The 23451-nt window shown below is 46.8% G+C and carries 20 protein-coding genes; 12 read left to right on the top strand and 8 right to left on the bottom strand.

The features are described 5' to 3' along the window. Nucleotides 1-15 precede the first annotated feature (15 nt). Nucleotides 16-348 (bottom strand): ComEA family DNA-binding protein, encoded by a 333-nt coding sequence (locus J1N02_RS22405; protein WP_027604151.1) that lies wholly within the window; start codon nt 346-348, stop codon nt 16-18. Between the two features lie 525 nt (nt 349-873). Between J1N02_RS22405 and J1N02_RS22400 the strand changes: the two genes are divergently transcribed. Genes J1N02_RS22400 through J1N02_RS22345 form a run of 12 tightly spaced genes read left to right on the top strand, consistent with a single transcriptional unit; the run spans nt 874 to nt 14225 of the window. Next, nucleotides 874-2304, top strand: coding sequence for a mannose-1-phosphate guanylyltransferase/mannose-6-phosphate isomerase (locus J1N02_RS22400; RefSeq protein ID WP_065947437.1), 1431 nt, complete (start codon nt 874-876; stop codon nt 2302-2304). Further along, nucleotides 2297-3382, top strand: a complete 1086-nt coding sequence (gene gmd, locus J1N02_RS22395) for a GDP-mannose 4,6-dehydratase (protein ID WP_065947436.1) — start codon at nt 2297-2299, stop codon at nt 3380-3382. Before J1N02_RS22400 ends, gmd begins: the two co-directional genes overlap by 8 nt. A gap of 20 nt (nt 3383-3402) precedes the next feature. After that, a complete protein-coding gene (locus J1N02_RS22390; RefSeq protein WP_098480028.1) occupies nt 3403-4332 on the top strand; it encodes a GDP-L-fucose synthase family protein in 930 nt (309 codons plus the stop codon). Next, nucleotides 4329-5498 carry a DegT/DnrJ/EryC1/StrS family aminotransferase gene (locus J1N02_RS22385; RefSeq protein ID WP_421147763.1) on the top strand — a complete coding sequence of 390 codons (1170 nt, stop codon included), beginning with the start codon at nt 4329-4331 and terminating at the stop codon, nt 5496-5498. The genes J1N02_RS22390 and J1N02_RS22385 overlap by 4 nt, the downstream gene beginning before the upstream one ends. 11 nt (nt 5499-5509) lie before the next feature. Then, complete coding sequence (locus J1N02_RS22380; RefSeq protein WP_421147762.1) at nt 5510-6196, top strand: FkbM family methyltransferase; 687 nt, start codon at nt 5510-5512, stop codon at nt 6194-6196. Next, nucleotides 6193-7209 carry a glycosyltransferase family 10 domain-containing protein gene (locus J1N02_RS22375; RefSeq protein WP_421147761.1) on the top strand — a complete coding sequence of 339 codons (1017 nt, stop codon included), beginning with the start codon at nt 6193-6195 and terminating at the stop codon, nt 7207-7209. Before J1N02_RS22380 ends, J1N02_RS22375 begins: the two co-directional genes overlap by 4 nt. Further along, nucleotides 7199-8653 carry a lipopolysaccharide biosynthesis protein gene (locus J1N02_RS22370; protein ID WP_421147760.1) on the top strand — a complete coding sequence of 485 codons (1455 nt, stop codon included), beginning with the start codon at nt 7199-7201 and terminating at the stop codon, nt 8651-8653. The genes J1N02_RS22375 and J1N02_RS22370 overlap by 11 nt, the downstream gene beginning before the upstream one ends. Before the next feature lie 2 nt (nt 8654-8655). After that, a complete protein-coding gene (locus J1N02_RS22365) occupies nt 8656-9522 on the top strand; it encodes an alpha-1,2-fucosyltransferase (protein ID WP_421147759.1) in 867 nt (288 codons plus the stop codon). Further along, entirely contained in the window at nt 9519-10475 is a 957-nt protein-coding gene (locus J1N02_RS22360; protein WP_421147758.1) for an NAD-dependent epimerase/dehydratase family protein, read from the top strand. The genes J1N02_RS22365 and J1N02_RS22360 overlap by 4 nt, the downstream gene beginning before the upstream one ends. After that, on the top strand, nt 10465-11526 hold the full coding sequence (locus J1N02_RS22355) for a glycosyltransferase family 2 protein (protein ID WP_421147757.1): 1062 nt from the start codon (nt 10465-10467) through the stop codon (nt 11524-11526). Before J1N02_RS22360 ends, J1N02_RS22355 begins: the two co-directional genes overlap by 11 nt. A gap of 32 nt (nt 11527-11558) precedes the next feature. Continuing rightward, nucleotides 11559-13001, top strand: coding sequence for a hypothetical protein (locus tag J1N02_RS22350; RefSeq protein ID WP_421147756.1), 1443 nt, complete (start codon nt 11559-11561; stop codon nt 12999-13001). Between the two features lie 39 nt (nt 13002-13040). Beyond that, nucleotides 13041-14225 carry a glycosyltransferase family 4 protein gene (locus J1N02_RS22345; protein ID WP_421147755.1) on the top strand — a complete coding sequence of 395 codons (1185 nt, stop codon included), beginning with the start codon at nt 13041-13043 and terminating at the stop codon, nt 14223-14225. Between the two features lie 35 nt (nt 14226-14260). Here the strand turns inward: J1N02_RS22345 and J1N02_RS22340 are convergent, their stop codons facing one another. The 7 genes from J1N02_RS22340 to J1N02_RS22310 all read right to left on the bottom strand — a co-directional run bounded on the left by J1N02_RS22340 (nt 14261) and on the right by J1N02_RS22310 (nt 23052). Further along, nucleotides 14261-16261, bottom strand: a complete 2001-nt coding sequence (locus tag J1N02_RS22340) for a polysaccharide biosynthesis protein (protein WP_065947430.1) — start codon at nt 16259-16261, stop codon at nt 14261-14263. 90 nt (nt 16262-16351) lie between these two features. Continuing rightward, entirely contained in the window at nt 16352-17368 is a 1017-nt protein-coding gene (locus J1N02_RS22335; protein WP_146475754.1) for an MraY family glycosyltransferase, read from the bottom strand. A gap of 101 nt (nt 17369-17469) precedes the next feature. Then, nucleotides 17470-18432: a UDP-glucose 4-epimerase family protein gene (locus J1N02_RS22330; RefSeq protein WP_065947428.1), complete on the bottom strand. Its 963-nt coding sequence runs from the start codon at nt 18430-18432 to the stop codon at nt 17470-17472. Continuing rightward, nucleotides 18429-19628: a glycosyltransferase family 4 protein gene (locus J1N02_RS22325; RefSeq protein ID WP_421147771.1), complete on the bottom strand. Its 1200-nt coding sequence runs from the start codon at nt 19626-19628 to the stop codon at nt 18429-18431. The genes J1N02_RS22330 and J1N02_RS22325 overlap by 4 nt, the downstream gene beginning before the upstream one ends. 69 nt (nt 19629-19697) lie before the next feature. Beyond that, the gene (locus J1N02_RS22320; protein ID WP_065947426.1) at nt 19698-20828 is read right to left on the bottom strand and encodes a UDP-N-acetyl glucosamine 2-epimerase; all 1131 of its coding nucleotides are present in this window, start codon (nt 20826-20828) and stop codon (nt 19698-19700) included. A gap of 67 nt (nt 20829-20895) precedes the next feature. Then, nucleotides 20896-22014: a UDP-2-acetamido-2,6-beta-L-arabino-hexul-4-ose reductase gene (gene wbjC / locus J1N02_RS22315; protein WP_065947425.1), complete on the bottom strand. Its 1119-nt coding sequence runs from the start codon at nt 22012-22014 to the stop codon at nt 20896-20898. 3 nt (nt 22015-22017) lie between these two features. Beyond that, nucleotides 22018-23052 (bottom strand): polysaccharide biosynthesis protein, encoded by a 1035-nt coding sequence (locus J1N02_RS22310; protein ID WP_065947424.1) that lies wholly within the window; start codon nt 23050-23052, stop codon nt 22018-22020. Between the last annotated feature and the right edge of the window lie 399 nt (nt 23053-23451).

The raw sequence follows: 23451 nt of genomic DNA, 5'->3' as shown, positions 1-23451 counted from the left end.
GGCCTCCTGGATGAATCAGTTGATGGCCAGCCTATCGCGATTCTTTTCCAGCAGCGCCTTGCCAATCCCCTTCACTTCCAACAACTCATCCACCGCCGTGAACGGACCATTGCTTTCGCGATAGGCGATGATCGCCTGGGCTTTAGCGGCACCGATACCGAAGAGGTCACGACGCAGGGTTTCGGCGTCGGCAGTGTTCAGGTTGACCTTGGTGGACTGCTCGACCTTGGTCATCTGGGCGGTGATAGGGGTTGGAGCTTCGGGTTTGATGGACGGGGCTGCGGTGGTGGTGACTGAAAGGGTCGTGAGGAAGGCGAAGATTAGGGAGGTGAGGTAGGTGTTTTGCATTGGTGACGCTCCATGACAGTGTGAGAGAAAAGCAGCTTTCCGAGGCTGCTTTTCTAACTTAGGTGACTACAGAGCCATGTCAAAAATGACGAGGTTACAAAGTATGTGATGGGTAGGGTCATAGCGGACATCCGCCCCACAGATCAATGCAGTCACCGCCAATCGAAAACTGTAAGCCTCCAAAAAAAACAGCTAAAAAATGACGTCAGAGTCCTTGCATGAGGTAAAACTTGAAGCACGCCAAGCATAAGGTAAACTATTAGGTTAGCGTACCTGATGGCAATATAGAGTTAGTCAAAAAACTGGCAACTCGCCCTTAGAGGGTTTCACAAACGTCCGGCGAAAAGGATTTTTTGACTTGTATGAAACTGAAAAGCTCTTACGGCGTGGAGCCAGGCAGCTACCACAAAAAGACCAAGCATATCAACGCCGCTAGATATCTTTATAGATATTTCAATTCGTCGAGATCCACGTAGGTAATGCCATTTACTGGCTTTTTAGGCTTTTTGTTCAAGTAGACCACTGATGACATCTAACTCAATCACCCCGGTTATTCTCTGTGGCGGCTCTGGATCTCGGCTATGGCCGTTGTCACGCAAAAGTTTTCCAAAACAGTTTGTACCTCTAATCGGGGAGAAAAGCCTGCTACAACTGACACTGGAACGCGTATCTCTCCTCGCGGATCATGTGCTGTTAGTCGCTTCTGAAGATCACCGGTTTCTAGTCTCTGAGGGCCTTCACTCGACACAGTTGAAGGGCGCAGTGATTCTGGAGCCGTCTGCTCGGAACACGGCAGCCGCCATGACACTTGCAGCGCTGAGCAGTGTGAAAGAAGGGCGAGACTTACTGCTGTTTTGCCCAGCTGATCACCACATTCCGGATGCGGAAGCTTTCGCAAGAACCGTGCGGCTTGGCGTTGCTCACGCCCAAGGCGGAGCAATTGTCACCTATGGCGTACTGCCGAGCTTTCCCTCGACCGCTTATGGTTATATCCAGCAAGGCCTTGCTCAAAAGGATGGGTGTAGCCGCGTCGAACGTTTTATAGAAAAGCCCGATGCTGCCACCGCGCAGACCTTGCTCCTGCGGGGCGATGTCTTGTGGAATGCAGGGATTTTCCTGTGCAAAGGCACAGTACTGATTGATGCGATGGAACGCCATGCACCGGACATTCTGGAGGTCTGCCGAGCATCCTTCGATGAGGCAACGTCAGAACGGCTCGCAGGTGGAACATCTTTTATCCGCCCTGCTGCTTCGAGTTTTGCGACCTGCCGTGCAGAAAGCATTGACTACGCCGTAATGGAGCACCATGACCATGTAGTAGTAGCTCCATTCAGCGGGCAATGGAGTGACGTAGGTAGCTGGAATGCGCTGGCTGAAATGACCGAAGCCGATGAATTCGGTAACAGAATCCACGGCCAAGGTCGAATAAGCCAATCCCGAAACACGTTCATCCACGCGCCACACCGACCAGTCGTCGCATTAGGCACTGAAAACCTGTTGATTATCGATACCCCGGATGCAGTCCTGATAACCCACAGAGATCACGTAGAACACGTTAAAAACGTCGTCCTGCAACTGGAAAAAGAAAACTGCAGTCAGGCGATCACCCATCGAAAAGTTTCGCGACCCTGGGGTTGGTACGACAGTATTGATACGGGCGATCGCTTTCAGGTCAAAAGAATTGGTGTGAAACCAGGCGCCTCGTTGTCACTGCAAAAACACCATCACCGAGCCGAACACTGGATCGTTGTAAAAGGGACGGCCGAAGTGACACGCGGCGCTGACACTTTTATTTTGACCGAAAACCAATCCACGTACATCCCCATCGGGGAAATCCATCGCCTGAAGAACCCGGGAATGGTTGAACTTGAGATAATAGAAGTCCAATCCGGTAGTTATCTGGGTGAAAACGATATCGTTAGATTCGAAGACAATTATGGAAGAGCAAATGATTAAGAAAGCACTCATCACAGGCGTAACTGGACAAGATGGCGCCTATCTTGCTGAATTATTGTTGAGCAAGGGCTACGAAGTACACGGCATGAAGCGCCGGAGCTCGTTGTTCAACACCGCTCGCATCGATCATCTATTCCATGACGTACATGACAAGGGCCTGCCTTTTTTCTTGCACCACGGAGATATGACCGACTCGTCCAGCCTGACGCGCATTATCCAAAAAGTGCAACCGGACGAAATTTACAATTTGGCAGCGCAAAGCCACGTAGCGGTCTCTTTTGAAGAGCCTGAATATACTGCCAACTCCGATGCCCTCGGTGCGCTGCGTATTCTTGAAGCCATCCGAATTCTTGGCTTGGAAAAAAAGACCCGTTTCTATCAGGCGTCCACTTCCGAGCTTTACGGCCTCGTGCAAGAAACGCCACAGAAAGAAACCACGCCTTTCTACCCACGCAGCCCCTACGCCGTTGCGAAGCTATATGCCTACTGGATCACCGTCAATTATCGAGAGGCTTACGGGATCTACGCCTGCAACGGAATACTTTTTAACCACGAAAGTCCGATTCGAGGCGAAACCTTCGTCACGCGCAAGATCACTCGCGCACTTGCTCGGATAAAACTCGGCCTTCAAGAATGCCTGTACCTGGGCAATATGGATTCTTTGCGGGACTGGGGTCACGCAAAAGACTACGTAGAAATGCAATGGCTGATGCTGCAACAAGAAACCCCCGAAGACTTTGTTATTGCAACAGGCGTGCAATACAGCGTCCGTGATTTCGTTAACGCAGCGGCCAGCGAACTAGGCATTAATATTACCTGGCAAGGCTCGGGCGTAGACGAAAAAGGGTACAGCGAGGATGGTAAATGCATCGTGGCAGTAGACCCAAGATACTTCCGCCCAACTGAAGTGGAAACACTGCTGGGAGATGCAACCAAAGCGAAAACGAAGTTGGGTTGGACGCCAAAAATCACATTCGAAGAACTCGTCAGTGAGATGGTGCGCGAGGACCTTAAAAGCGCGGAGCGTGATGAGCTTGTCAATCAACACGGCTACACGACGTTCAGCTATAACGAATAATTGAGTTGGCTACCCATCCAATGAGCACGAAACGAATACTGTTGACAGGCGGAGGAGGAATGGTAGGGCGCAACTTGCTCGACCATCCCGAGATTGGCGAGTTTGAAGTATTAGCTCCGCGCAGCAGCGAGCTGGACCTGCGAGATTTTCTCGCGGTGCAGGCTTACGTTGAGCGGCATAAGCCTGACTTCATCATTCACGCGGCAGGAAAGGTAGGAGGGATCCAAGCGAACGTCAGGGAGCCTGTGAACTTCCTTCGAGACAACCTTGATATAGGTCGCAACGTCGTCAGCGCAGCACAGCTCGCAGGCGTGCCCCGCCTGATCAATCTCGGTAGCTCCTGCATGTACCCTCGCAACCATACCGGATCGCTCAGCGAAGATATGGTGCTGACGGGAGAACTGGAGCCGACCAATGAAGGCTATGCCTTGGCCAAAATAGTGACAGCGCGACTGTGCGACTATATTTCACGTGAAGATCAAGGACTTCAATATAAGACGCTGATCCCCTGCAATATCTTCGGACGTTTTGACAAATTCGATCCTGCTCACTCACACTTGTTACCGGCTATTATTCACAAACTCCATATAGCGAAGAAAACGGGGGCGCCCTCAGTCGATGTGTGGGGAGATGGTTCTGCCAGACGCGAGTTCATGTATGGGGGCGATTTGGCAGATGCACTAATACACGCAATTAAGCATTTTGAGTCGGTCCCTCGCTATATGAATATAGGTCTGGGTAACGACCACTCAATAAATGACTACTACCGCACTGCAGCCACAGTAATGGGCTATGAAGGGACGTTCGAGCACGACCTTACTAAACCTGTGGGCATGGCGCGAAAACTTGTGAACATCGAGCGCCAAATATCGTGGGGATGGAAGCCGCGACATAGTTTGCAAGAAGGTATTGAAAAGACTTATAGCTATTATCTGGAGCATCAACAATGAGCATTAAATTTCCGCTGGCTACCTCCTCATGGGAGAAGGAAGAGCTTGAAGCGATGCAGCGCGTCATCGCCACCGGCATGTTTACAATGGGTGAGCAGGTCAAGGCATTTGAACGGGACTTTGCGGAATTTGTAGGCAGTAAGCATTGTGTGATGGTGAACTCCGGATCGTCGGCCAACCTGTTGATTGTCGCGGCACTGTTTTACACGCAAAACGCCTCCATCAAGCTACAAAGAGGCGATGAGATTATTGTTCCTGCAGTTTCATGGAGCACTACCTACTACCCACTTTACCAGTATGGTCTGAAGATCAAATTTGTAGACATCGACCTCCACACGCTCAACTACGATCTCGAACAGCTCGAGCTTGCTGTAACGGATAAAACCCGTGCAATCATGGCGGTCAATTTACTTGGTAATCCAAACGATTTTGGGCGTATTCAAGAAATCATCGGCGATCGGAAAGTCGTGCTGATTGAAGACAACTGCGAATCCATGGGCGCAACTTATAACGGCAAACAGGCCGGTACATTCGGCGTAATGGGCAGCTTCAGCTCCTTCTTCAGTCATCACATCTCAACGATGGAGGGAGGCTTGATCGTAACCGACGATGAGGAGTTGTATCAGATCTTGCTGTCGCTTAGAGCGCACGGCTGGACTCGCAATTTGCCCAAGCAAAACCTGGTGTGCAGCGATAAAAGCGATGATCCATTTGAGGAGTCGTTCCGCTTTGTGCTGCCGGGATATAACGTCCGTCCTCTGGAGCTTGAGGGTGCGCTGGGCGTTGAGCAAGTAAAACGCTTGCCTAGCCTGATCGAAGAGCGGCGTAAAAATGGATTGCTGCTACAGGCCGCAATGACAGACCACCCAGACATTATTATCCAACGAGAGATTGGAGAGTCCAGCTGGTTCGGGTTTAGCCTAGTGATTCGCCCAGGCAGTAAGTTGACGCGCAAATATCTCGTAGAAAAACTTACTGACCTCGGCTTTGAGTGTCGACCAATTGTAGCCGGAAATTTTGCAAAAAATGAAGTGGTTAAATATTTCGACTCAGAAGTACACGGTGACCTGAAAAATGCTGAGCATATTGACCGATTCGGGTTATTTGTAGGCAATCACCACTTTGATATCTCTGAAGCATTTACAGCACTTACCTCAATCAAATAGCTGACAACAAAATGAAACTGACTAAAAAAATAAAAAATAAAATCCATCATCTTTACAAGTTACACGTAAAGAAAGAAAAGTTTTTAGTTGAGGTTCATAGATGGTTCAAGGACAAGGGGGATATGACGCTGAGATTAGACTACCCCCTCACCCCATCGAGTGTGGTTTTTGATCTTGGTGGATACCACGGAGATTTTGCCGCTGACATACATGAAAAGTACGGTTGCACTGTGTACATATTTGAACCTGTATCGGAGTTTTTTCAGATATGTGTTGATCGATTTAAGGGTAATGGAAAAATCCACTGCTTTAAATACGGTCTTTCAGCAATCGACACATGGATGGATATAGGTTTAGCGGAAAACGCTTCAAGCTTCCAATCACCACATACAAGCGGAAAAATGGAGCGTGTTGAAATTCGCTCCATCATCCCGTGCATTAGAGAGCTGGGCGTCGACAGTATCGACCTTATGAAAATAAATATCGAGGGGGGAGAATTTGAGGTTCTCGATGCGATGATTGACTCGAATTACACTGACAACATAACCAATCTGCAAATTCAGTTTCATAATTTCGTCGAAAATGCAGAAGAAAAAAGAAATGCACTGCGTAAGAAATTAAACTCAACCCACATCGAAACATGGAATTATGAGTTTGTTTGGGAGAACTGGAAAATAAAGGATACACAAAGTCAATGACAATGATCTATTCTGCCTTCGCAGGCAACGGACTTAAAAATAACGCGATATTTGACTTAACAAACAAGTCCAATCGCGACGACAGTTTTTATCCTTTCTACCAAATGCGTAAAAAATTTTTTGAGTACGGCATTGAGATCAACACTTTAGACTTGTCAGACATAACAAAAATAAAGTTTAGTTTGGATTTTGATGTACATCCAGCGTACTCATCCGCCACTCGCTATTTATTAATGCTGGAAACCCCACAGATTCGTGTAGAAAACGGAAGACCTGAAAACCTAGATAATTATCATAAAGTATTCACATGGAATGACAATTTAATAGACGACAAAAAATTTATAAAAATTAACTTTCCAAACCGGATAAAAAGCTTGCAACCTGACGGTTTTTTATCAAGGCCGATTTTCTGTTGCTTAATATCCAGCAATAGAGCACTGACTATCCATGACAGCCGCGATCTATATAAAGAGCGTGTTAAGGCTATTCGATGGTTTGAAAAAAACGCACCCGAAAATTTTCATTTATACGGTGGGGGATGGAATATCCCTGCAGCAAAAGGTGGAATAAGAGGAGCTATAGAACGTCGCTTTTGGAATTCCTTCACTAAACTTGTAAAGTTTCGCCCTTTCCCGAGTTATCGAGGGAAAATATGCAGCAAGCATGAAACACTTAAAAACACTCGTTTTTCTATTTGTTATGAAAACGTGAGAGATTTACCTGGCTATATTACAGAAAAAATATTCGATTGCTTTTTTTCAGGCTGCATTCCTATTTACTGGGGAGCAAGTAATATTTCAGACTACATCCCAGAAGACTGCTTCATAGACCGCAGAAAATTCAAAGATATGCCTGCGCTATACAATTACTTAGAAAACATTACAAATGAAGAATTCACCAACTACCAGAGGCGTATAGAACGTTTCTTGGATAGTGACTCCGCAACTCCTTTCGGCACAGACTTTTTTACGGAAACTATTGTCAAAACAATAGTAAAAGATCTTGGCCTATAAAAGTGAACTTCTAGTTATAAGTACGGGCCGCCTTGCTTCGACTGTAATAGCTCTGATATCAATCAAGGCCGTCACTTCGTACCTCTCTCCAGAACAATATGGAGAGCTTGCAATTTTAATTACTATTCAGATGTTATGCGGACTATTCTTAATAAATCCTGTTGGACAACATATAAACCTGCATACTCATAAGTGGTGGGACGACAACACTTTAATTCCACGACTAAAATCGTTTCGCACTTTCGTAACTTTATCGTCTTGTATAGGTTCAATTGTATCACTGGAAGCATTTAACGCAGGCACACCATATATCGCCCTACTAACCATGCTAGCGGTATTCACCATGGTTCTAGCTGCAACATGGAATGCGACCCTAATTCCTATGCTGAACATGCTTGGTTTCCGAAACCAATCAGTAAGTTGGTCGATAGTGTCATCGACAACTAGTTTAATTGCCTCTGTGCTGCTGGTAAAAATCTGGCCTTCTGCAATCTCATGGTTCACAGGCCAAGCAATTGGCTTACTTCTAGGAGCGATGGGCGCGAGATATGAACTCCTTAGAAAAACTCCAAAGGATGAATATGAAAAGAACACGGCTGTATTTTTACTTACCAAACATGAAATTCTAAAATACTGTATACCGTTATCACTTGCTGCAGGCTTGATGTGGATTCAATTGTCAGGTTATCGCTTCGCTATTGAATACTACTGGGGACTTAAAAAACTTGGCTATTTCGCTATTGGCTTACAGTTGGCGGGTCAAATATGGGCTCTGGCCGAATCACTCGCAATACAGTTCTTGTATCCATTTTTCTACCGTAGAGTCAGCGAAAACTCCAATAGTACCGAAATTGAACTAGCCGTTTCAGACCTTTTAAATACCCTTACACCGCTCTACCTACTTCTTGCGGGCCTGACAATTGCAATATCTCCGTTTTTACTAAAACTATTGGTCGCCGCGGAATATGCCGACGCATGGATATTTGTAGCCGTTGGATCGATAGTTGAGCTCTGCAGAGCACTTGGAAATGTGCTCGGTAATGCAGCACACGTCAGAAGAAAAACAATTCATCTAGCAGCGCCTTATGCGGTCGGTGCCGCTATAATTTTAGGTGGGATCATTAACGCAGGTGATCGACAGCTTGATATAAGCTGGGCGGGAGCAGCTCTAATACTAGGAGCTATCATGATGCTTATTACTATGACTGTAACGATGTACAACCAAGTGAAATTTAAACTCGACAAACCCCGAATTCTTATATCATTTCTAATAATGATGTCCTTGGCCTGCCTGGTAAACTATGCACCTGTGGCTTCCAGTTGGGTTACGGCACTAGGCTATAGCATTGGCATATCTTTTATCGTCGCAACTATACTGTTCATGATGCTGTGGAATAATCCCGCGACGCTAAGACTGCTTAGTGTGCAATTGAGGAAATTTTAAATATGATCATTGCACATATTATAGGCGGCCTAGGCAACCAGATGTTTCAATATGCAGCTGCCAGAGCACTGTCTGTCGAAAAAAATACAGGATTATTCCTTGACGTTACTTCTTTTGAATCATACGCCCTACATCAAGGCTTTGAGCTCAATAAAATATTTAGCGCCGACTTTAAAACAGCTAGCAACTCGGACATACAAAAAATTCTCGGTTGGCAAGCCCCCGCTGTCGTTCGTAGTATTCTGCACCGTCCCCGTCTTGCTTGGTTACGCAAAACCACATTGAGTATTGAACCATCATTTCAATACTGGCGGGGTTTTCAGGATTTATCGGACAACACCTATCTGAGTGGATACTGGCAGAGCGAACGCTACTTTAAAAATATTGAATCTATTATCCGAAAAGATTTTTCATTCAAGCTACCTATGAACAATGAAAATTCGCGCATTTCAAACTTAATCAGCAATACAGAGGCGGTGAGCCTACATATACGAAGAGGCGACTATGTGAATAACTCAGCATATAGCGCATGCTCTTTGGATTACTACCAGGCTGCCATAAGCCATTTTACTCACATGAATAAACCGCCAACATTTTTCATTTTTTCAGATGATATAAACTGGGTCAAAGAACATTTAAAAATAGAGCACCCTCACTGTTACGTAGATCATAACAATGGGGCAGCAAGCTACAACGACATGAGACTTATGAGTCTCTGCAAACACAACATCATTGCGAACAGTTCATTCAGTTGGTGGGGAGCTTGGCTAAATGCGAATAATGACAAAATCGTCATTACACCGAAAAGCTGGTTCAACACTAATAATCATATAGATGATCTTATCCCGCCGACCTGGATCAGCCTATGATCAGTAAATTCTCGCCAGGTCTAACCACACTCGTTATTGGGGGTGGAGGCTACATCGGTCACTTTCTTGTTGCACAACTGGTGGCGTCAGGGCGAAACGTGACGGTCCTTGGGCGAAGCGCTAAGCCGCGCTATGAGGTTCCCCTAGGGGCTAAGTATATAGCCGGAGATTTTGCCCATAAGAATCTTATTTGCAACATATTGAATACGCACCAGGAGGTGATCCATCTCGCTTATGCGACAGTACCCAATACATCTTTTGAAAACCCATTAGCTGATTTGGAGCAAAACCTCCCAGCTACTGTGCAGTTGTTTGCAGAGGTCGCTCGCCGTGGATTAAAGCTGGTACTCGTTTCCTCAGGCGGGACGGTGTACGGTGAAGCGCTATCTCTGCCTATAAGTGAAGAGCATCCCACAAAACCGATATCACCTTACGGTGTGACGAAGCTTACGTTGGAAAGTTATGCTTTTCTTTATGCTATGACCCATAATCTTCGGTTCACCTGTGTTCGCCCTGCAAATGCATATGGTACTGGTCAACGTCCGTTCATCGGTCAAGGCTTTATAGCCACTGCAATCGCCTCATCAATAAAAGGTTCTGCTATCAAAGTTTTTGGCCAGGCTGGAAGCGTGCGAGACTACCTCTACGTCAGTGATGTAGCCTCCGGAATATTTCATGCGTTGGAAAACGGTAAACTGTCGGAGATTTACAATCTAGGATCAGAAGTGGGCCTCAGTAATATGGATGTAATTGAAAAAATGAGACCTATAATGAAAGATATCGATTGCGATATCAAGGTTGAACATTTACCAAAGCGGGGCTTTGATGTGAGTACAAATATTCTCAATTCTCAAAAGCTCAAGAGCCACACAGGCTGGGGCCCTAAAGTTCATTTTCTAGATGGCCTTTTAACAACCAGAGATTGGCTATGGAAGCACCGTCATGAATTCTGATGAATGCAATACTGCACCACTTATTTCAGTGATTCTTCCGGTATATAACGGTGCTGCGCACCTGGCATCCGCGATCGATTCAGTATTAAATCAGACCGTGTCTAATTTCGAGCTGATAATCATTGATGATGGTTCAACGGATAATTCACTCAGCATCTTACGAGAGTACGAAAAAATAGATCGCCGCATTAGACTTTCTAGCAGAGTGAATGCTGGCCTCGCTAATACACTCAACGAATCCATCGCTCTAGCTACAGGCACGTGGATTGCGCGTATGGACCAAGATGATATCGCAATATCGACGAGATTTGAAAAGCAATTAGAGTATTTAAACTACTCAGGTGCCGACATCGTTGGAAGTTGGGTTAAACGATTTGGTACGACTGATAAACGCATTGTCAAACTGCCGGAATCCGACAGTGCAATTAAGATAGCTTTACTCTTCATATCACCTTTTGCACATCCCACAGTCATGATGCGCGCCGACTTTGTCAAGCGACTACAATATAGACACAAGTGGGATAAGGCGGAAGATTATGATCTCTGGGTTCGTGCGGCAATTTGCGGCTGGAAGATGGCTAACGTACCCGAGGTTCTGCTTAAATATCGAGTTCACACCACTCAAATTTCCACCTCCTCTGCTTTGCGGCAATTGAATTTATCAAGAGGCATTCAGGAAAATTATTGGAATCACTTGCTAACGCAATGGGGATGTGACACTTCATGTGTTAGCTCAGTTGTGAACATTTATAACAGTGGGTACAAGGTCTCCGTTGAGGATGTCGACATGGCGCTTACTTATGTCTTACAGCACTCCGAAAAAGAAACCCACGAGATGATATTCAAAAACGCATTTAGAATGTACATCAGGATCGCGGCAGATCACCCAAATTTAGCTGAGCGCTGGAAAAAGCTGTGTAATAATTTCTCAATTGTACCTTCAAAAAAATCTATGGTCACAATAAAAATATTGTGCTTTTTTAGAATTCGTCCGGAAGGAAAGTTTTTTATTGGAGCACGACGGGCGCTGGTCTTTCTAAATTTTAGATAAAAACCTCTTTCTAAATATAGAGACTTCTAATTATGAACGCACTTAAGATCTTCTCTCTCCACCTCCTTGCATGCAAAAAAGCAAAATACATTTTTATATTTTTTCTGGTGCTTTCGTGGTCAACATTATTTCTTTTAGCCACCTTTGAATACCCTGGCGACCAGTATAGTTATATTTTTTTCTCCCTTATATTCTTAGCTCTACTGCTGTCAGGACTATTTTCAAAGGTTAGTTATGGATATACTTTTTTATCAGTCATGTTATGGCTAGGATTTTGGTTGAAAGCCACACTTCATTTATTATTTAAGTATGACTATGTCGAGCCCATCGGCCAATTCAACGGATCAGGCGACGAATGGGACAATATATTGCTTGTAGCCTCTTGTGGTGTAATAGGCGTTTTGGCTGCTCGCTATTTTTATAATTTTGCAAATAAAAACCAGTCTACTTTAATTATAGAAACCCCTCCATTACCGCCAACCTTTTACAAAAAATTAAAACTCCCCCTTTGGATTATACTCATTTCATCAATAATCATACTTTCGGTAATAAATATTTATTTTTCATTCCAACAAATAGGAATAGTCCCGAAGACTATAATCTGGCCTCTGAATGCAATTTTTTCCTGGCTAATGTCTACTGGTTTCGCTATGGCCATAGCCACTTTATTGTGGTGGGAGTTCTCCCTAGCCAAAGCAAATATTTACATTGTATTATTATCTTTATTTGAAGCAACTTTCTCATCTATTTCCTTGCTGAGTAGAGGACTCTTTGTTTTTCATATCATACCAATTTTTATGGCAACTTTCTTAAATCGAAAACTAACAAAAAATCTCAACTTAAAATCCTCTGCCTTAATACTAATCTGCGCGCTCGCACTATACGCCGCCACATTTCCGCTAGTTAATTCCATTCGCGATTATCATTATTCCGGGCTGGTTCAAAAGCCCTCTATAAACTTTGAAATAAGTCTTTTCAAAAATAGCATACTAAAGCTTTCAAAGTTTTCTGTGGATCGATGGATTGGCCTAGAGGGGCTAATGGCAACATCTGCCTACAAGCAAAAAGATCGAACACTTTTCCTTTCAGTTCTAACTGAAAAAGTAGAAATTGGAAAAACTACGCAATTTCAAAATATCGCAAACTCAGATTATAGATTTTCAGATTCAGAAAAGTTCTTATTTGCTAGCTTACCTGGTCCTATTTCACTTTTCTACTTATCAGGCAGCACGCTAATTGTAATATCTTGCATGTTCTTAATCACATATACCGTACTGGTTAGTGAGCTTATAGTTCACAAAATCTTCTCAAACGCTTTTTTAACTGCTCTGTGGGCAAGTATAATATCTACTGCCGTGGCCCAAATGGGTATAAACGTACCAGGTTTATTATTTTATTTTTTTCTATGCTCACTCGGACTTTTCGCCATTTATCTTTCCCAAAAAATACATTTTCCTAGAAAACAATTTCATTAGCAATTCTTTATTAAAGTGTATAACTATCTCGGACCTAACATGAACAAGTTAAAAATATTAACATTTTCTTCCTATTATGTACCGGGCTATAAAGGTGGCGGCCCCGTCCGCACAATAGAAAATATGGTTGCTCATCTAGATGATTCTCTTGAGTTCTGGATCGTCACTCGTAATCATGACTTGGGCGATACAATACCCTACCATAGCATCCAGCACGAAGTTTGGCAGCGCCAAGGAAACGCCTATGTCTATTACCTACCTGCAGAAAAGCTCAACCTTTTAGGCATCCGTAAAATAATAAAATCCACACCTCATGACATCGTATATTTGAATAGTTTTTTTGATTGCAGATTTACTATCTTCCCACTTCTATACCGTTATTTATCGCGTGATCATTCGACACCTTTCGTTCTTGCCCCCAGGGGAGAGTTTTCTTCAGCAGCTTTAGAAATAAAAAAAATCAAGAAGAAACTCTACATTGCCATTTCTCAATTTTTGCGCCTGAGTAAAAATTTAACTTTCCAGGCGTCCAGTGAATTTGAAGCGAACGATATTGAAAAAGCACTAGGCATTGATAAGAGCGAGATAAAAATCGCCTCAGACTTACCATCTGTTAATTCACCGTCGCCAGCTTCGCTCAACCTCCAACCCCCGCATCAAACAGAAGAAAGCTCTTTGCGCGTTATTTTTCTATCGAGAATATCGCCCATGAAAAATCTCGATTTTGCTATAAGCATACTTGCAGAGACTACATGCAGCCTCCAATTTGATATTTATGGCCCGAAGGAAGATTTACCTTATTGGGCGCACTGCGAACAGTTACTTTCGTCCCTACCAGATCACATCCAATACAACTACTGCGGAACAGTAATGCCTGATGATGTTAGAGAAATATTCTCTGCGTACGATCTATTCCTCTTTCCCACACAGGGGGAAAACTATGGCCATGTGATCGCCGAGTCGATTAGCGCTGGAACGCCTGTTCTACTAAGTGATAGAACTCCTTGGCGTTCGCTTGAACAAGATAATCTCGGCTGGGTTTTACCGCTTGGCACGCCCCAGTCATTTGCACGGGTGATAGATGCATTTTCCAAGACAACACCTCAAGAAAAACAAGAAAAGCGCAGGCATATTCTCGACTTCTCTGAGCACAAGTTATGCGCTCCTGAATCAATCATTCAGAATCGTGAGTTGTTTGTCTCCTTGCTACCGCAGAATAAGTAATCTAAAGGCTTAGCAACCGGCGAAGCATCCCGTGATTATGGCTCTCGTCGCCTACGCTGCTGCTCATGCACCCAATCGACAATCTCTCCGTCAGGGGAATATCCACTGACGGACTCACGCAATAACTGACGCACCAGTAAATAATTATCATCGTTCACAGCACTGATCAGTTCGCTCAGTTTATTTTTGAGGGTTTCCCAAGAGAGATAGTCTTCATTTGCACTCATGATCATTGGGTGTCTTGTTGCAACGACGTCATCACCAATGAGAAGCTCCTCATACAGCTTTTCTCCTGGGCGCAGCCCGGTGAATTCGATGGCGATATCGCCGTGCGGATTTTTATCTGAACTAACACTTAATCCCGATAGGTGGATCATCTTTTCTGCCAGTTCCACAATTTTTACGGGCTCACCCATATCCAGGACAAACACATCCCCTCCCATTCCCATAGAACCCGCTTGGATAACCAATTGAGCTGCCTCAGGGATCGTCATGAAATAACGCGTGATTTTTGGATGGGTTACCGTTAGAGGTCCGCCAGATTTAATTTGCTTGTAGAATAGTGGAATCACAGACCCCGAAGACCCCAATACATTTCCGAATCGAACCATCGTAAACCGAGTTTTATTAACCCTTGATACGTTACTCGAATCGCCAAAAAGTACCGGCGCAACTTCTTTACTCAAAGCTTGTAATGTCAGCTCTGCGAGTCTTTTGGTACTGCCCATAATATTCGTGGGTCTGACAGCCTTGTCCGTCGAGATCAAAACAAAATTGGCGACCCCAGCCTCCAGAGCCGCCTGAGCAGTGTTGAGGGTGCCAATCACATTATTTAGAATACCTTCCGCAATATTATGTTCTACCATCGGCACATGCTTATAAGCTGCAGCATGATACACCGTGACCACACTCCAGCGTTTCATCACATCAAGGAGCTTCTCCTGGTTTCGCACAGAGCCGAGAATGGGGAGCAATTTTATTGATCTGGATTCCCTTATTACCCGCTGCTCCAGCTCTGACAAGATGCTATAGAGATTAAACTCACTATGATCAAACAGAATCAGCGATGTAGGTCCTAAAGATAAAATTTGCCGGCATAGTTCGGAGCCAATAGACCCTCCTGCACCGGTAACCATAACAACCTGGCCTTTAATGCAGTGTGCGAGCAGGTCTTCTTGGGGAGGGACAGAATCGCGACCGAGTAGATCGGCAATATCCACCTCTTGAATATCATCAACTTTGACCAAACCACTCGCAAGATCCATAAAACCAGGCACGCTCCGTACATGGAATGGAAACCTTTCGAGGTAACTTAAAATTTCACGACGCCTGGCACGAGAACAAGAAGGAATGGCCAAGAGAACCTCCCCCACTCCCGTCTCATCAATCATGCGTTGAATATTTTTTGGTTTGTATACCTGCAACCCGGAAATCACACGATCGGAGATACTGGCATCATCATCGATAAAGGCTACAGGACGCATAAGTCGCCCCATTCTTAAAGCAGCAACAAGTTGGTTGCCAGCGGCGCCCGCGCCATAGATGGCCACTTTGGGCAAGCCATCCTCACGACTAGTGAAAGGAACGTGCTGTGCGGCCGCGAACCAATCCCCAAGAAAATATTGACGCATGGCTAAACGCAGGCCACCGATCATAACCATGCTCAACCACCAGTAATTGAACACTATCGAGCGTGGGACTACAGTTTGGTGGTTGCTGTACACATACACGGCTAATGCCAGTACCAACGCCGAAAGAGTAACAGCCTTTATTATTGTAATAAGTGCATCATTACCGAAGTAACGCATCACCGCACGATACATTCCGAGCCGCACAAACAAGGGAATCGCTATCACTGGCGCACTGAGAAACAACCAAAGGTGGACTACAAATGGATTGCTTAGCTCGTCAATTCCCAAGCGTATGACGAACGCCATCCATAGGGCGAACCAAATCAACAGGATGTCAGTCGCTACCTGGAGAAACCGTTTTTGCCGGCGGGACATTCCCACCAGATATGCTCTTATCTTATCCATAACCCTTTGAATTACCTCAGTCCCTAGTAACGACTCAAAAACCAGCACCCTACGTATAGCTCATCTATTTAAAATCGCAGCCGGCACCTATTATGAAGGCGTTTCCAATTCACCGGCATGAAACTTCACGGCTAATATCACCAACGGCACATACGCTATCACCAGGCCAATAAGCCCGTTAAACCCCATGCCGACACACACAGCAATCGGGAGCAGCCAGAGTAAATTGATGAGCATAACGGTGATTGTAACTGGCATATGACGCCCAACTTTACGTGCAGCATACTGATATGCATGACTGCGGTGGGCCTCGTAGATTTTGTCTCCACGCAGTAAACGCCGGCCCAAAGTAAAGGTCGCATCAACGATAAATACGCCCAGCAAAATCAACCAAACCCAAAGCAACTCATTGGCCACCCATGCGGCCTGTAAAGAAAACACTCCAATCACGACACCTAGAAACCCGCTGCCGGCGTCTCCCATAAAGATGCGCGCGGGCGGAAAATTCCAATATAAGAAACCCAGCACTGCAATTGCCAGTAGGCCAGGAGCCATTATGAGTGCGTCGTGCCCAGCCAGCCAATAGACCAAGCTCGCCCCTGTGCAAGCACAAACTGCCTCAATGCTGGCGATGCCGTCGATTCCGTCCATGAAGTTATAGAGATTGAGCATCCAGACCAAGTACATGGCCGCCAACAGGTGTCCAAGCCAACCAAGGCTCAGATCAACCCCCGCAACGTTTAATGTGGGTAACCCCCCCATCCATAACAGTGCCCATGCCGCCGCTGCAAAATGCGCTAGTAAACGCCAACGCGCAGCGACATGCCCGTGATCATCGAGAAAACCGACCAAGGCAATCAATAATCCACTGCCCAGCAAAGGCAGTGCAGTAGCCCAACCTATAAGCCCCATAGATACCATCACACCCAATGCCACCAGGTAAGTAACGACAATGGCGACACCACCACCTCGTGGCGTAGGCACCGAGTGAGAACTGCGACAGTTGGGTATATCCATCAGGCTGCGTGTCAACGCATAGCGGCGTAGAACCCAAGTCAAAAATAACGACGCTATAAGCACCGTTGCGAACACCAACCAAATGGACATGTACGATCAGTTCCTGAAACAGAATGCTGGCAAAAAGAGATGCATCACTCGTCGCCGAGCCAATTCAAGCCGGTAGGGTTATTCGAAAATCGCCTATTTGCCTACTTTTTAACGTGCAAAAAATGCTGAGCAGCCTTTAACAAAGCTTGATCAACACTCACAGGCGCGACCCAGCCCAGAAGTTTCTGGGTTTTACCAATATCGACCTGCAGCGAGCCACAGAGGCGCTGAGAAAGTGCTTTGCGCCCCAGCAACGAGGCCCCGCACTCCAATATCCATGCTGGCACCGGTAATAAGCGTGCCGGAGTCCCCAGTGCAGCAGCCATTCTACGCAACAACTGAGTGGTAGAAAGATCCTCACCGTCACTGACCAGAAACGTCTCATTCGCGGCCAATGGGTGCTCGGCGCACGTCAGGATAAGGTCCACAAGATTATCCAAGGCGACCAGACTGCGCTGGTTATGGATGGCCCCAAAGGGCAGAGGTACACCTTTACTCAACCAGCGCATCATATTGAGAAAGTTGGCCTTCACTCCTGGTCCGTAGACAAGTGTCGGACGGATGATGACAACCTCCATTCCTGTCTGCGCAGCCAATAGCCTAAGAGCCTGTTCAGCCTCCATCTTGGAGATGCCATAAGGATCCACCGGAGCAGGCTCTGCATCAGCGGTGTAAGGCGCGCCCCGTCGCGTGCCTTCACCATTGACCTTGATCGAACTGACAAAGATAAAGCGCTTGGCTCCCGCCTGTGCAGCCTGCCTGGCGAGTTGCAGTGTCCCGTCGACGTTAACCTTGCGAAACTCCGCTAATGGATCAGCACTAGCGTCACTCATCACATGGACGCGCGCTGCACAGTGAACCACAACAGCACAATCGGTTACTGCCTCACTCCAGTCACACGCGGCATCAATCGCGTTTATCTTCACCATCCTCGTCGTACCGGGTAAATCGGAAAGGGCTTTACGGACAGCAATGACCGGCTCGAAGCGCCTATCCTGTACTACACGATCAAGCACGGCTCGCCCGACAAAACCAGATGCACCTGTCAACAACATAATTCTCATGATTTATTGCCCTGTCTCAAAGTGGCTTTTCTGAAAAGCGACTCAAGACGCTCGAACAACTTGGCTTTGGAGAAATGTTCAAGGTAGTAATCCCTACCAGACAGCCCCATACGCTCAAGCTCTGGGGCAGTTAAAGTGCCCATGGTGCGCACGATTTCGGCCAGCCCTCGGGCATCGCCTGAACCACAGGCCATACCGGCACCTGACTCAACAACCACTCTAGCGGCCTCACCATCAATCATCGCAATAATGGGCTTGCCCGAGGCCAGATAGGCCTGAACTTTGCCTGGGATAGTCCTTTCAAAAACCTCGTTGGTTTTTAATGACACCAGCAATGCGTCCGCCACAGAGAAAAGTGCAGGCATTTTTTCGAGTGGATGACGCCCCAACAACAAGACATTGCTCATCTGATGTTCAGATATGTGCTTGGTAAGCCATTCACTGGCCCGGCCATCTCCTACAATCACCCATCGGACCTGAAGATCTCCCTTGAGTGCTTTGGCCACTTCCAGTATTGCCGGGAAGTCCTGAGCCTCGCCAAGGTTGCCGGCGAACAAGATAGTGAAGACGGACTCATCACGTTGAAGCAGTTCGGAGGCTACTTGTACCTCCCCGGCAAAGTCGTCCTCGGCCCAACTTGGGAAGTACACAAGGCGATCGGCCGAAATCGAGCGGGTACAGTACTTTCTGACGTTTTCATCAAAGGCACGTGACTGCAACAATAGGTAGTCGGTGCGATTGTAGATCCAGGACACCACCTTGCCGACCATGCCAAGCAATTTCGGATGTTTGATAATGCCGACCGCACTCAAGGTTTCCGGCCACAAATCCAAGACCCACACAAATACCGGCACTTTTTTCAGGCGCCCAATCACCAGTGCGGGAATTGCCGCCATAATAGGAGATACGGCATACACGAAGATTGAGTCGAATGACTGACCGCGCAGCTTATAGCTGCCGACTATTGAGGCACTCGTAAAAAAAGAAAAGTAGTTCAAGGCCAGGGTGATGCTGCGCCTGCCTCGCGCCAGCATCGGCACGCGCACAACCCGAGCACCTCGATAATTAGAGAACTGCGCAGGGTCCCCACGGAAATCAGCATAGACCTTGCCTTCCGGATAGTTGGGCACGCCGGTGAGCACAGTCACCTCGTGCCCCATGGCGATAAACCCTTCGACCATGTTGTTGATTCGCATGTTTTCCGGCCAAAAATACTGAGTGACCACCAGAATCTTCAGCGGCTTTTCTTGAGCGAACCTATCCAATCAATATTGCTTCCATACTGTACGCATAACGTAATCACGATAGCTGTGGATAATCCTCACCACTTTTTCGGCAACATTCGGCATGCTGTAATCCGATACGAGGCGAAGCGTGCGCTCGTGACCACTCCCTTGACGTTCCAGGAGTTGCAAGGCTTGCATGACACGGTCCACTTCTAGGCCAACCATCATCACCGCCGCCTCCTCCATGCCTTCAGGCCGTTCGTGGGCTTCACGTATGTTCAGCGCCGTAAAATTGAGGATCGACGATTCTTCATTAATGGTGCCGCTATCTGACAGCACGGCTTTGGAGGTCAACTGCAGTTTGTTGTAATCCTTGAAACCCAGTGGCTTGAGCAGTTGCACGTTCTTGTGAAAAATGACGCCCATTGCGTCTACCCGCTTTTGAGTACGCGGGTGGGTGGTCACAATTACCGGCAGTTCGTAATGGGCTGCAACAGTGTTAAGGACGTCTACCAGCTTTAGGAAGTTCTTGTCCGAATCGATGTTCTCCTCACGGTGAGCACTCACGACAAAAAATTTGCCTGCGTCCAGGCCAAGACGCTCCAATACGCTCGAAGCTTCGATTCCCTCGCGGTAATAATTGAGCACCTCGTACATGGGGCTCCCGGTTTTGATCACCATATCCGGCGGCAGACCTTCACGCAGTAAATAATCGCGGGCAATACTGCTATAGGTCAGGTTTATATCCGCCGTATGGTCAACGATGCGCCGGTTAATCTCTTCCGGCACGCGCATATCAAAACAACGATTACCGGCTTCCATGTGGAACGTCGGGATTTTACGACGCTTGGCTGGAATGACCGCCATGCAACTGTTGGTGTCACCAAGCACCAATAGAGCTTCTGGCTGCTCGTGTTCCAGGACGCGATCTACGGCAATAATCACGTTACCGATAGTCTGTGCACCACTTGCGCCTGCTGCGTTGAGAAAGTGATCGGGCTTACGGATGCCAAGATCTTGGAAAAAAATCTCGTTTAGCTCGTAATCATAATTTTGCCCGGTATGTACGAGGATATGCTCACAGTGCTCGTCCAGCTTCGCCATCACTCGCGACAAGCGAATGATCTCGGGGCGTGTGCCCACAACCGTGACGACTTTTAGCTTTTTCATCTCAACACTCTTCCAAATTCATAAACGTCTGGATCATCAACCTAACCATCGGCTTCACACCTTGACTTCAGGCTTGAGTTCCAACCGGCAGAGCAAAAGTATCCGGTCGCTCGCGGTCGAAAATCTCGTTTGCCCAAAGCATTACGATCATTTCGTCATCACCTACGTTGGTAATATCGTGAGTCCAACCAGGTACAGTCTCTACGATCCGAGGCTCATCGCCGCTAGTGAATAATTCGTAAAAGTCGCCAGAAATGATATGGCGAAAACGGAAACAGGCCAGGCCTTTGATTACCAGGAATTTTTCGGTTTTGCTGTGGTGGTAATGGCCGCCGCGTGTGATGCCAGGATAAGCGGTAAAGTAAGAGAACTGCCCACTGTCTTTGGTCTTCAACATTTCCACAAAAACGCCACGTGGGTCTCCGTACTTAGGAACGTCATAAGCGAACTGTTCGACAGGCAGGTAGCTCACGTAGGTCGAATAGAGTGCCCGCACTAGCCCTGTGCCAACAGCTTCACTGATCAACGTGTCACGGCTTTTACGGAAGGTATGCAACTGATCCGCCAACTCCCCTACGGTAATGCTGTATACCGGACTTACCTGCGGATTTGAGTCAGCGAATGATCCGCCGTCCATAGCACTGACGAAACAATCAATAACATCATCGATGTAGACCAGGCTGATCACTGACTTAGGGTCATTGATCTGAACCGGCAAGCCCCGAGTGATGTTATGGCAAAAAGTTGCGACAGCTGAGTTGTAATCGGGACGTGCCCATTTACCAAATACATTGGGTAAACGCAGCACCTGAATGCGAGAACCGTGACTGGTGTGTAGATCCTGCAATAACTGCTCAGCAGCGAGTTTGCTGACGCCATATGGATTATCTCGATCAGCTTGGATCGACGACGTGTAAAGAACAGGTATTGGCTTGCCGCTCACCTTAATTGCTTCGCAAAGAGCAAGAGTCAAATCGGTGTTTCCAGTTTTGAACTCTTGCGGCAATAGCGGTCGATTGACCCCTGCCAAGTGAAAAATAAAATCGGATTCGGCCACCATGAGAGGTAACTGGGCGATGCTGTTATCTCGGGTAAAGGGCACTACCTCGATATCTTTACGCTCGCTCAAGTGCGCTATCAGATTCTTACCAACAAAACCATTAGCCCCTGTGACCAATACCTTCATTACTTACTCCTCCGGCGTAGCATGCTCGCCACGTTGGATAGCCTGCATAAACTCAAGTTTGAGCAAGAGGCGCTGCATACCTGCCACATCCAACCTTTCGGTATTGTGGGAGTTATAGTCTTCCGTACGAGAGATTTTCTCTTCACCAAGCTCCACAAACTTGGAGTAGTTCAGGTCACGTAAATCTGGCGGAATACGATAGTAGTCGCCCTTATCTTCAGCGCACGCCATTTCTTCGCGACTCAAAAGCGCCTCGAACAACTTCTCGCCGTGACGCGTGCCAATGACTTGAATAGGGTGCTCGGGCTTACCAACCATAGCGGTCAGTGCCTTGGCCAAAGTCTCGACGGTTGCCGCAGGTGCTTTTTGCACGAAAAGATCACCGTTACGGCCATGCGCGAATGCGTACAACACCAAATCGACGGCGTCCGCCAGTGTCATCATGAACCGAGTCATATTCGGATCAGTCAGGGTTAATGCCTGTTCTGAACGGATTTGCTCGATGAACAAGGGAATCACCGAGCCACGCGAAGCCATGACGTTACCGTAACGAGTGCCACAAATAACGGTTCTTTTATCATCGACATTACGGGATTTGGCAACCATTACCTTTTCCATCATAGCCTTGGATATACCCATGGCATTGATGGGATAGACCGCCTTGTCCGTACTCAAGCAAACCACACGCTTGACTGCGTTCTGGATTGCAGCTTCAAGAACATTTTCGGTGCCAATGACATTGGTCTTGACTGCCTCCATTGGGTGAAACTCGCAGGATGGGACCTGTTTGAGCGCTGCTGCGTGGAAAATGTAGTCCACTCCACGGGTGGCAGTGAGCACACTCTGATAATCGCGCACATCGCCAATATAGAATTTCAGCTTGGCATTAGCATAGCGCTTACGCATATCGTCTTGCTTCTTCTCATCGCGGCTGAAGATGCGAATTTCAGCGATATCGCTGCCAAGGAAGCGTTTAAGCACTGCGTTACCGAATGAGCCGGTACCGCCAGTGATAAGGAGCGTTTTTCCGCTGAACATAATGAGTCCTAGGGCAATCCGCACAGCACGACAAGCTTCTAGCCGGCAACTCACCTCAAGACCAGCAGACCGACAAGCCCCCTCGACTCCCCCCTGAAAACACGCTACAGATAAGAGTTAATGGGCTCAAGGAAAACGTCGAAGCTTGCCAGCATGCAGACTGAAAATCAGCGTTGTGTTGTGCAGTTAAAGATGAAGGGGGTGACGAAATTGATGAGTATTTTAAGCTCTACATCCTTAAAGTCAAAAACGAACACAAATAGATTGTGCGCAAGCTCGCACCCTCATCTTGATCGCAAAACAAAAAGGCCTGCCAACTCGAAGAAAATCCACAGAGACGTCTGCTGCACAGTCTTTTGAATAGGAGACTACAGAACTGCCTGACTCCTCCCACCGACA

It is taken from the genome of Pseudomonas sp. NFX5, from assembly GCF_049132125.1.
GTDB lineage: Bacteria > Pseudomonadota > Gammaproteobacteria > Pseudomonadales > Pseudomonadaceae > Aquipseudomonas > Aquipseudomonas marginalis.
The sequence above is the reverse complement of the archived record's forward strand: the minus strand, read 5'-3'. Positions and strand labels throughout refer to the sequence as shown.

What these genes read in the sequence shown, in the direction of transcription:
- J1N02_RS22380 (WP_421147762.1), top strand. Translation starts at nt 5,510, where the DNA reads ATGAAACTGACTAAAAAAATAAAAAATAAAATCCATCATCTTTACAAG.
- J1N02_RS22365 (WP_421147759.1), top strand. Translation starts at nt 8,656, where the DNA reads ATGATCATTGCACATATTATAGGCGGCCTAGGCAACCAGATGTTTCAA.
- J1N02_RS22330 (WP_065947428.1), bottom strand. Translation starts at nt 18,432, where the DNA reads ATGAGAATTATGTTGTTGACAGGTGCATCTGGTTTTGTCGGGCGAGCC.
- J1N02_RS22390 (WP_098480028.1), top strand. Translation starts at nt 3,403, where the DNA reads ATGAGCACGAAACGAATACTGTTGACAGGCGGAGGAGGAATGGTAGGG.
- J1N02_RS22400 (WP_065947437.1), top strand. Translation starts at nt 874, where the DNA reads ATGACATCTAACTCAATCACCCCGGTTATTCTCTGTGGCGGCTCTGGA.
- J1N02_RS22335 (WP_146475754.1), bottom strand. Translation starts at nt 17,368, where the DNA reads ATGTCCATTTGGTTGGTGTTCGCAACGGTGCTTATAGCGTCGTTATTT.
- J1N02_RS22360 (WP_421147758.1), top strand. Translation starts at nt 9,519, where the DNA reads ATGATCAGTAAATTCTCGCCAGGTCTAACCACACTCGTTATTGGGGGT.
- J1N02_RS22375 (WP_421147761.1), top strand. Translation starts at nt 6,193, where the DNA reads ATGACAATGATCTATTCTGCCTTCGCAGGCAACGGACTTAAAAATAAC.
- wbjC (WP_065947425.1), bottom strand. Translation starts at nt 22,014, where the DNA reads ATGAAGGTATTGGTCACAGGGGCTAATGGTTTTGTTGGTAAGAATCTG.
- gmd (WP_065947436.1), top strand. Translation starts at nt 2,297, where the DNA reads ATGATTAAGAAAGCACTCATCACAGGCGTAACTGGACAAGATGGCGCC.
- J1N02_RS22340 (WP_065947430.1), bottom strand. Translation starts at nt 16,261, where the DNA reads ATGGATAAGATAAGAGCATATCTGGTGGGAATGTCCCGCCGGCAAAAA.
- J1N02_RS22385 (WP_421147763.1), top strand. Translation starts at nt 4,329, where the DNA reads ATGAGCATTAAATTTCCGCTGGCTACCTCCTCATGGGAGAAGGAAGAG.
- J1N02_RS22345 (WP_421147755.1), top strand. Translation starts at nt 13,041, where the DNA reads ATGAACAAGTTAAAAATATTAACATTTTCTTCCTATTATGTACCGGGC.
- J1N02_RS22405 (WP_027604151.1), bottom strand. Translation starts at nt 348, where the DNA reads ATGCAAAACACCTACCTCACCTCCCTAATCTTCGCCTTCCTCACGACC.
- J1N02_RS22310 (WP_065947424.1), bottom strand. Translation starts at nt 23,052, where the DNA reads ATGTTCAGCGGAAAAACGCTCCTTATCACTGGCGGTACCGGCTCATTC.
- J1N02_RS22320 (WP_065947426.1), bottom strand. Translation starts at nt 20,828, where the DNA reads ATGAAAAAGCTAAAAGTCGTCACGGTTGTGGGCACACGCCCCGAGATC.
- J1N02_RS22355 (WP_421147757.1), top strand. Translation starts at nt 10,465, where the DNA reads ATGAATTCTGATGAATGCAATACTGCACCACTTATTTCAGTGATTCTT.
- J1N02_RS22350 (WP_421147756.1), top strand. Translation starts at nt 11,559, where the DNA reads ATGAACGCACTTAAGATCTTCTCTCTCCACCTCCTTGCATGCAAAAAA.
- J1N02_RS22325 (WP_421147771.1), bottom strand. Translation starts at nt 19,628, where the DNA reads ATGCGAATCAACAACATGGTCGAAGGGTTTATCGCCATGGGGCACGAG.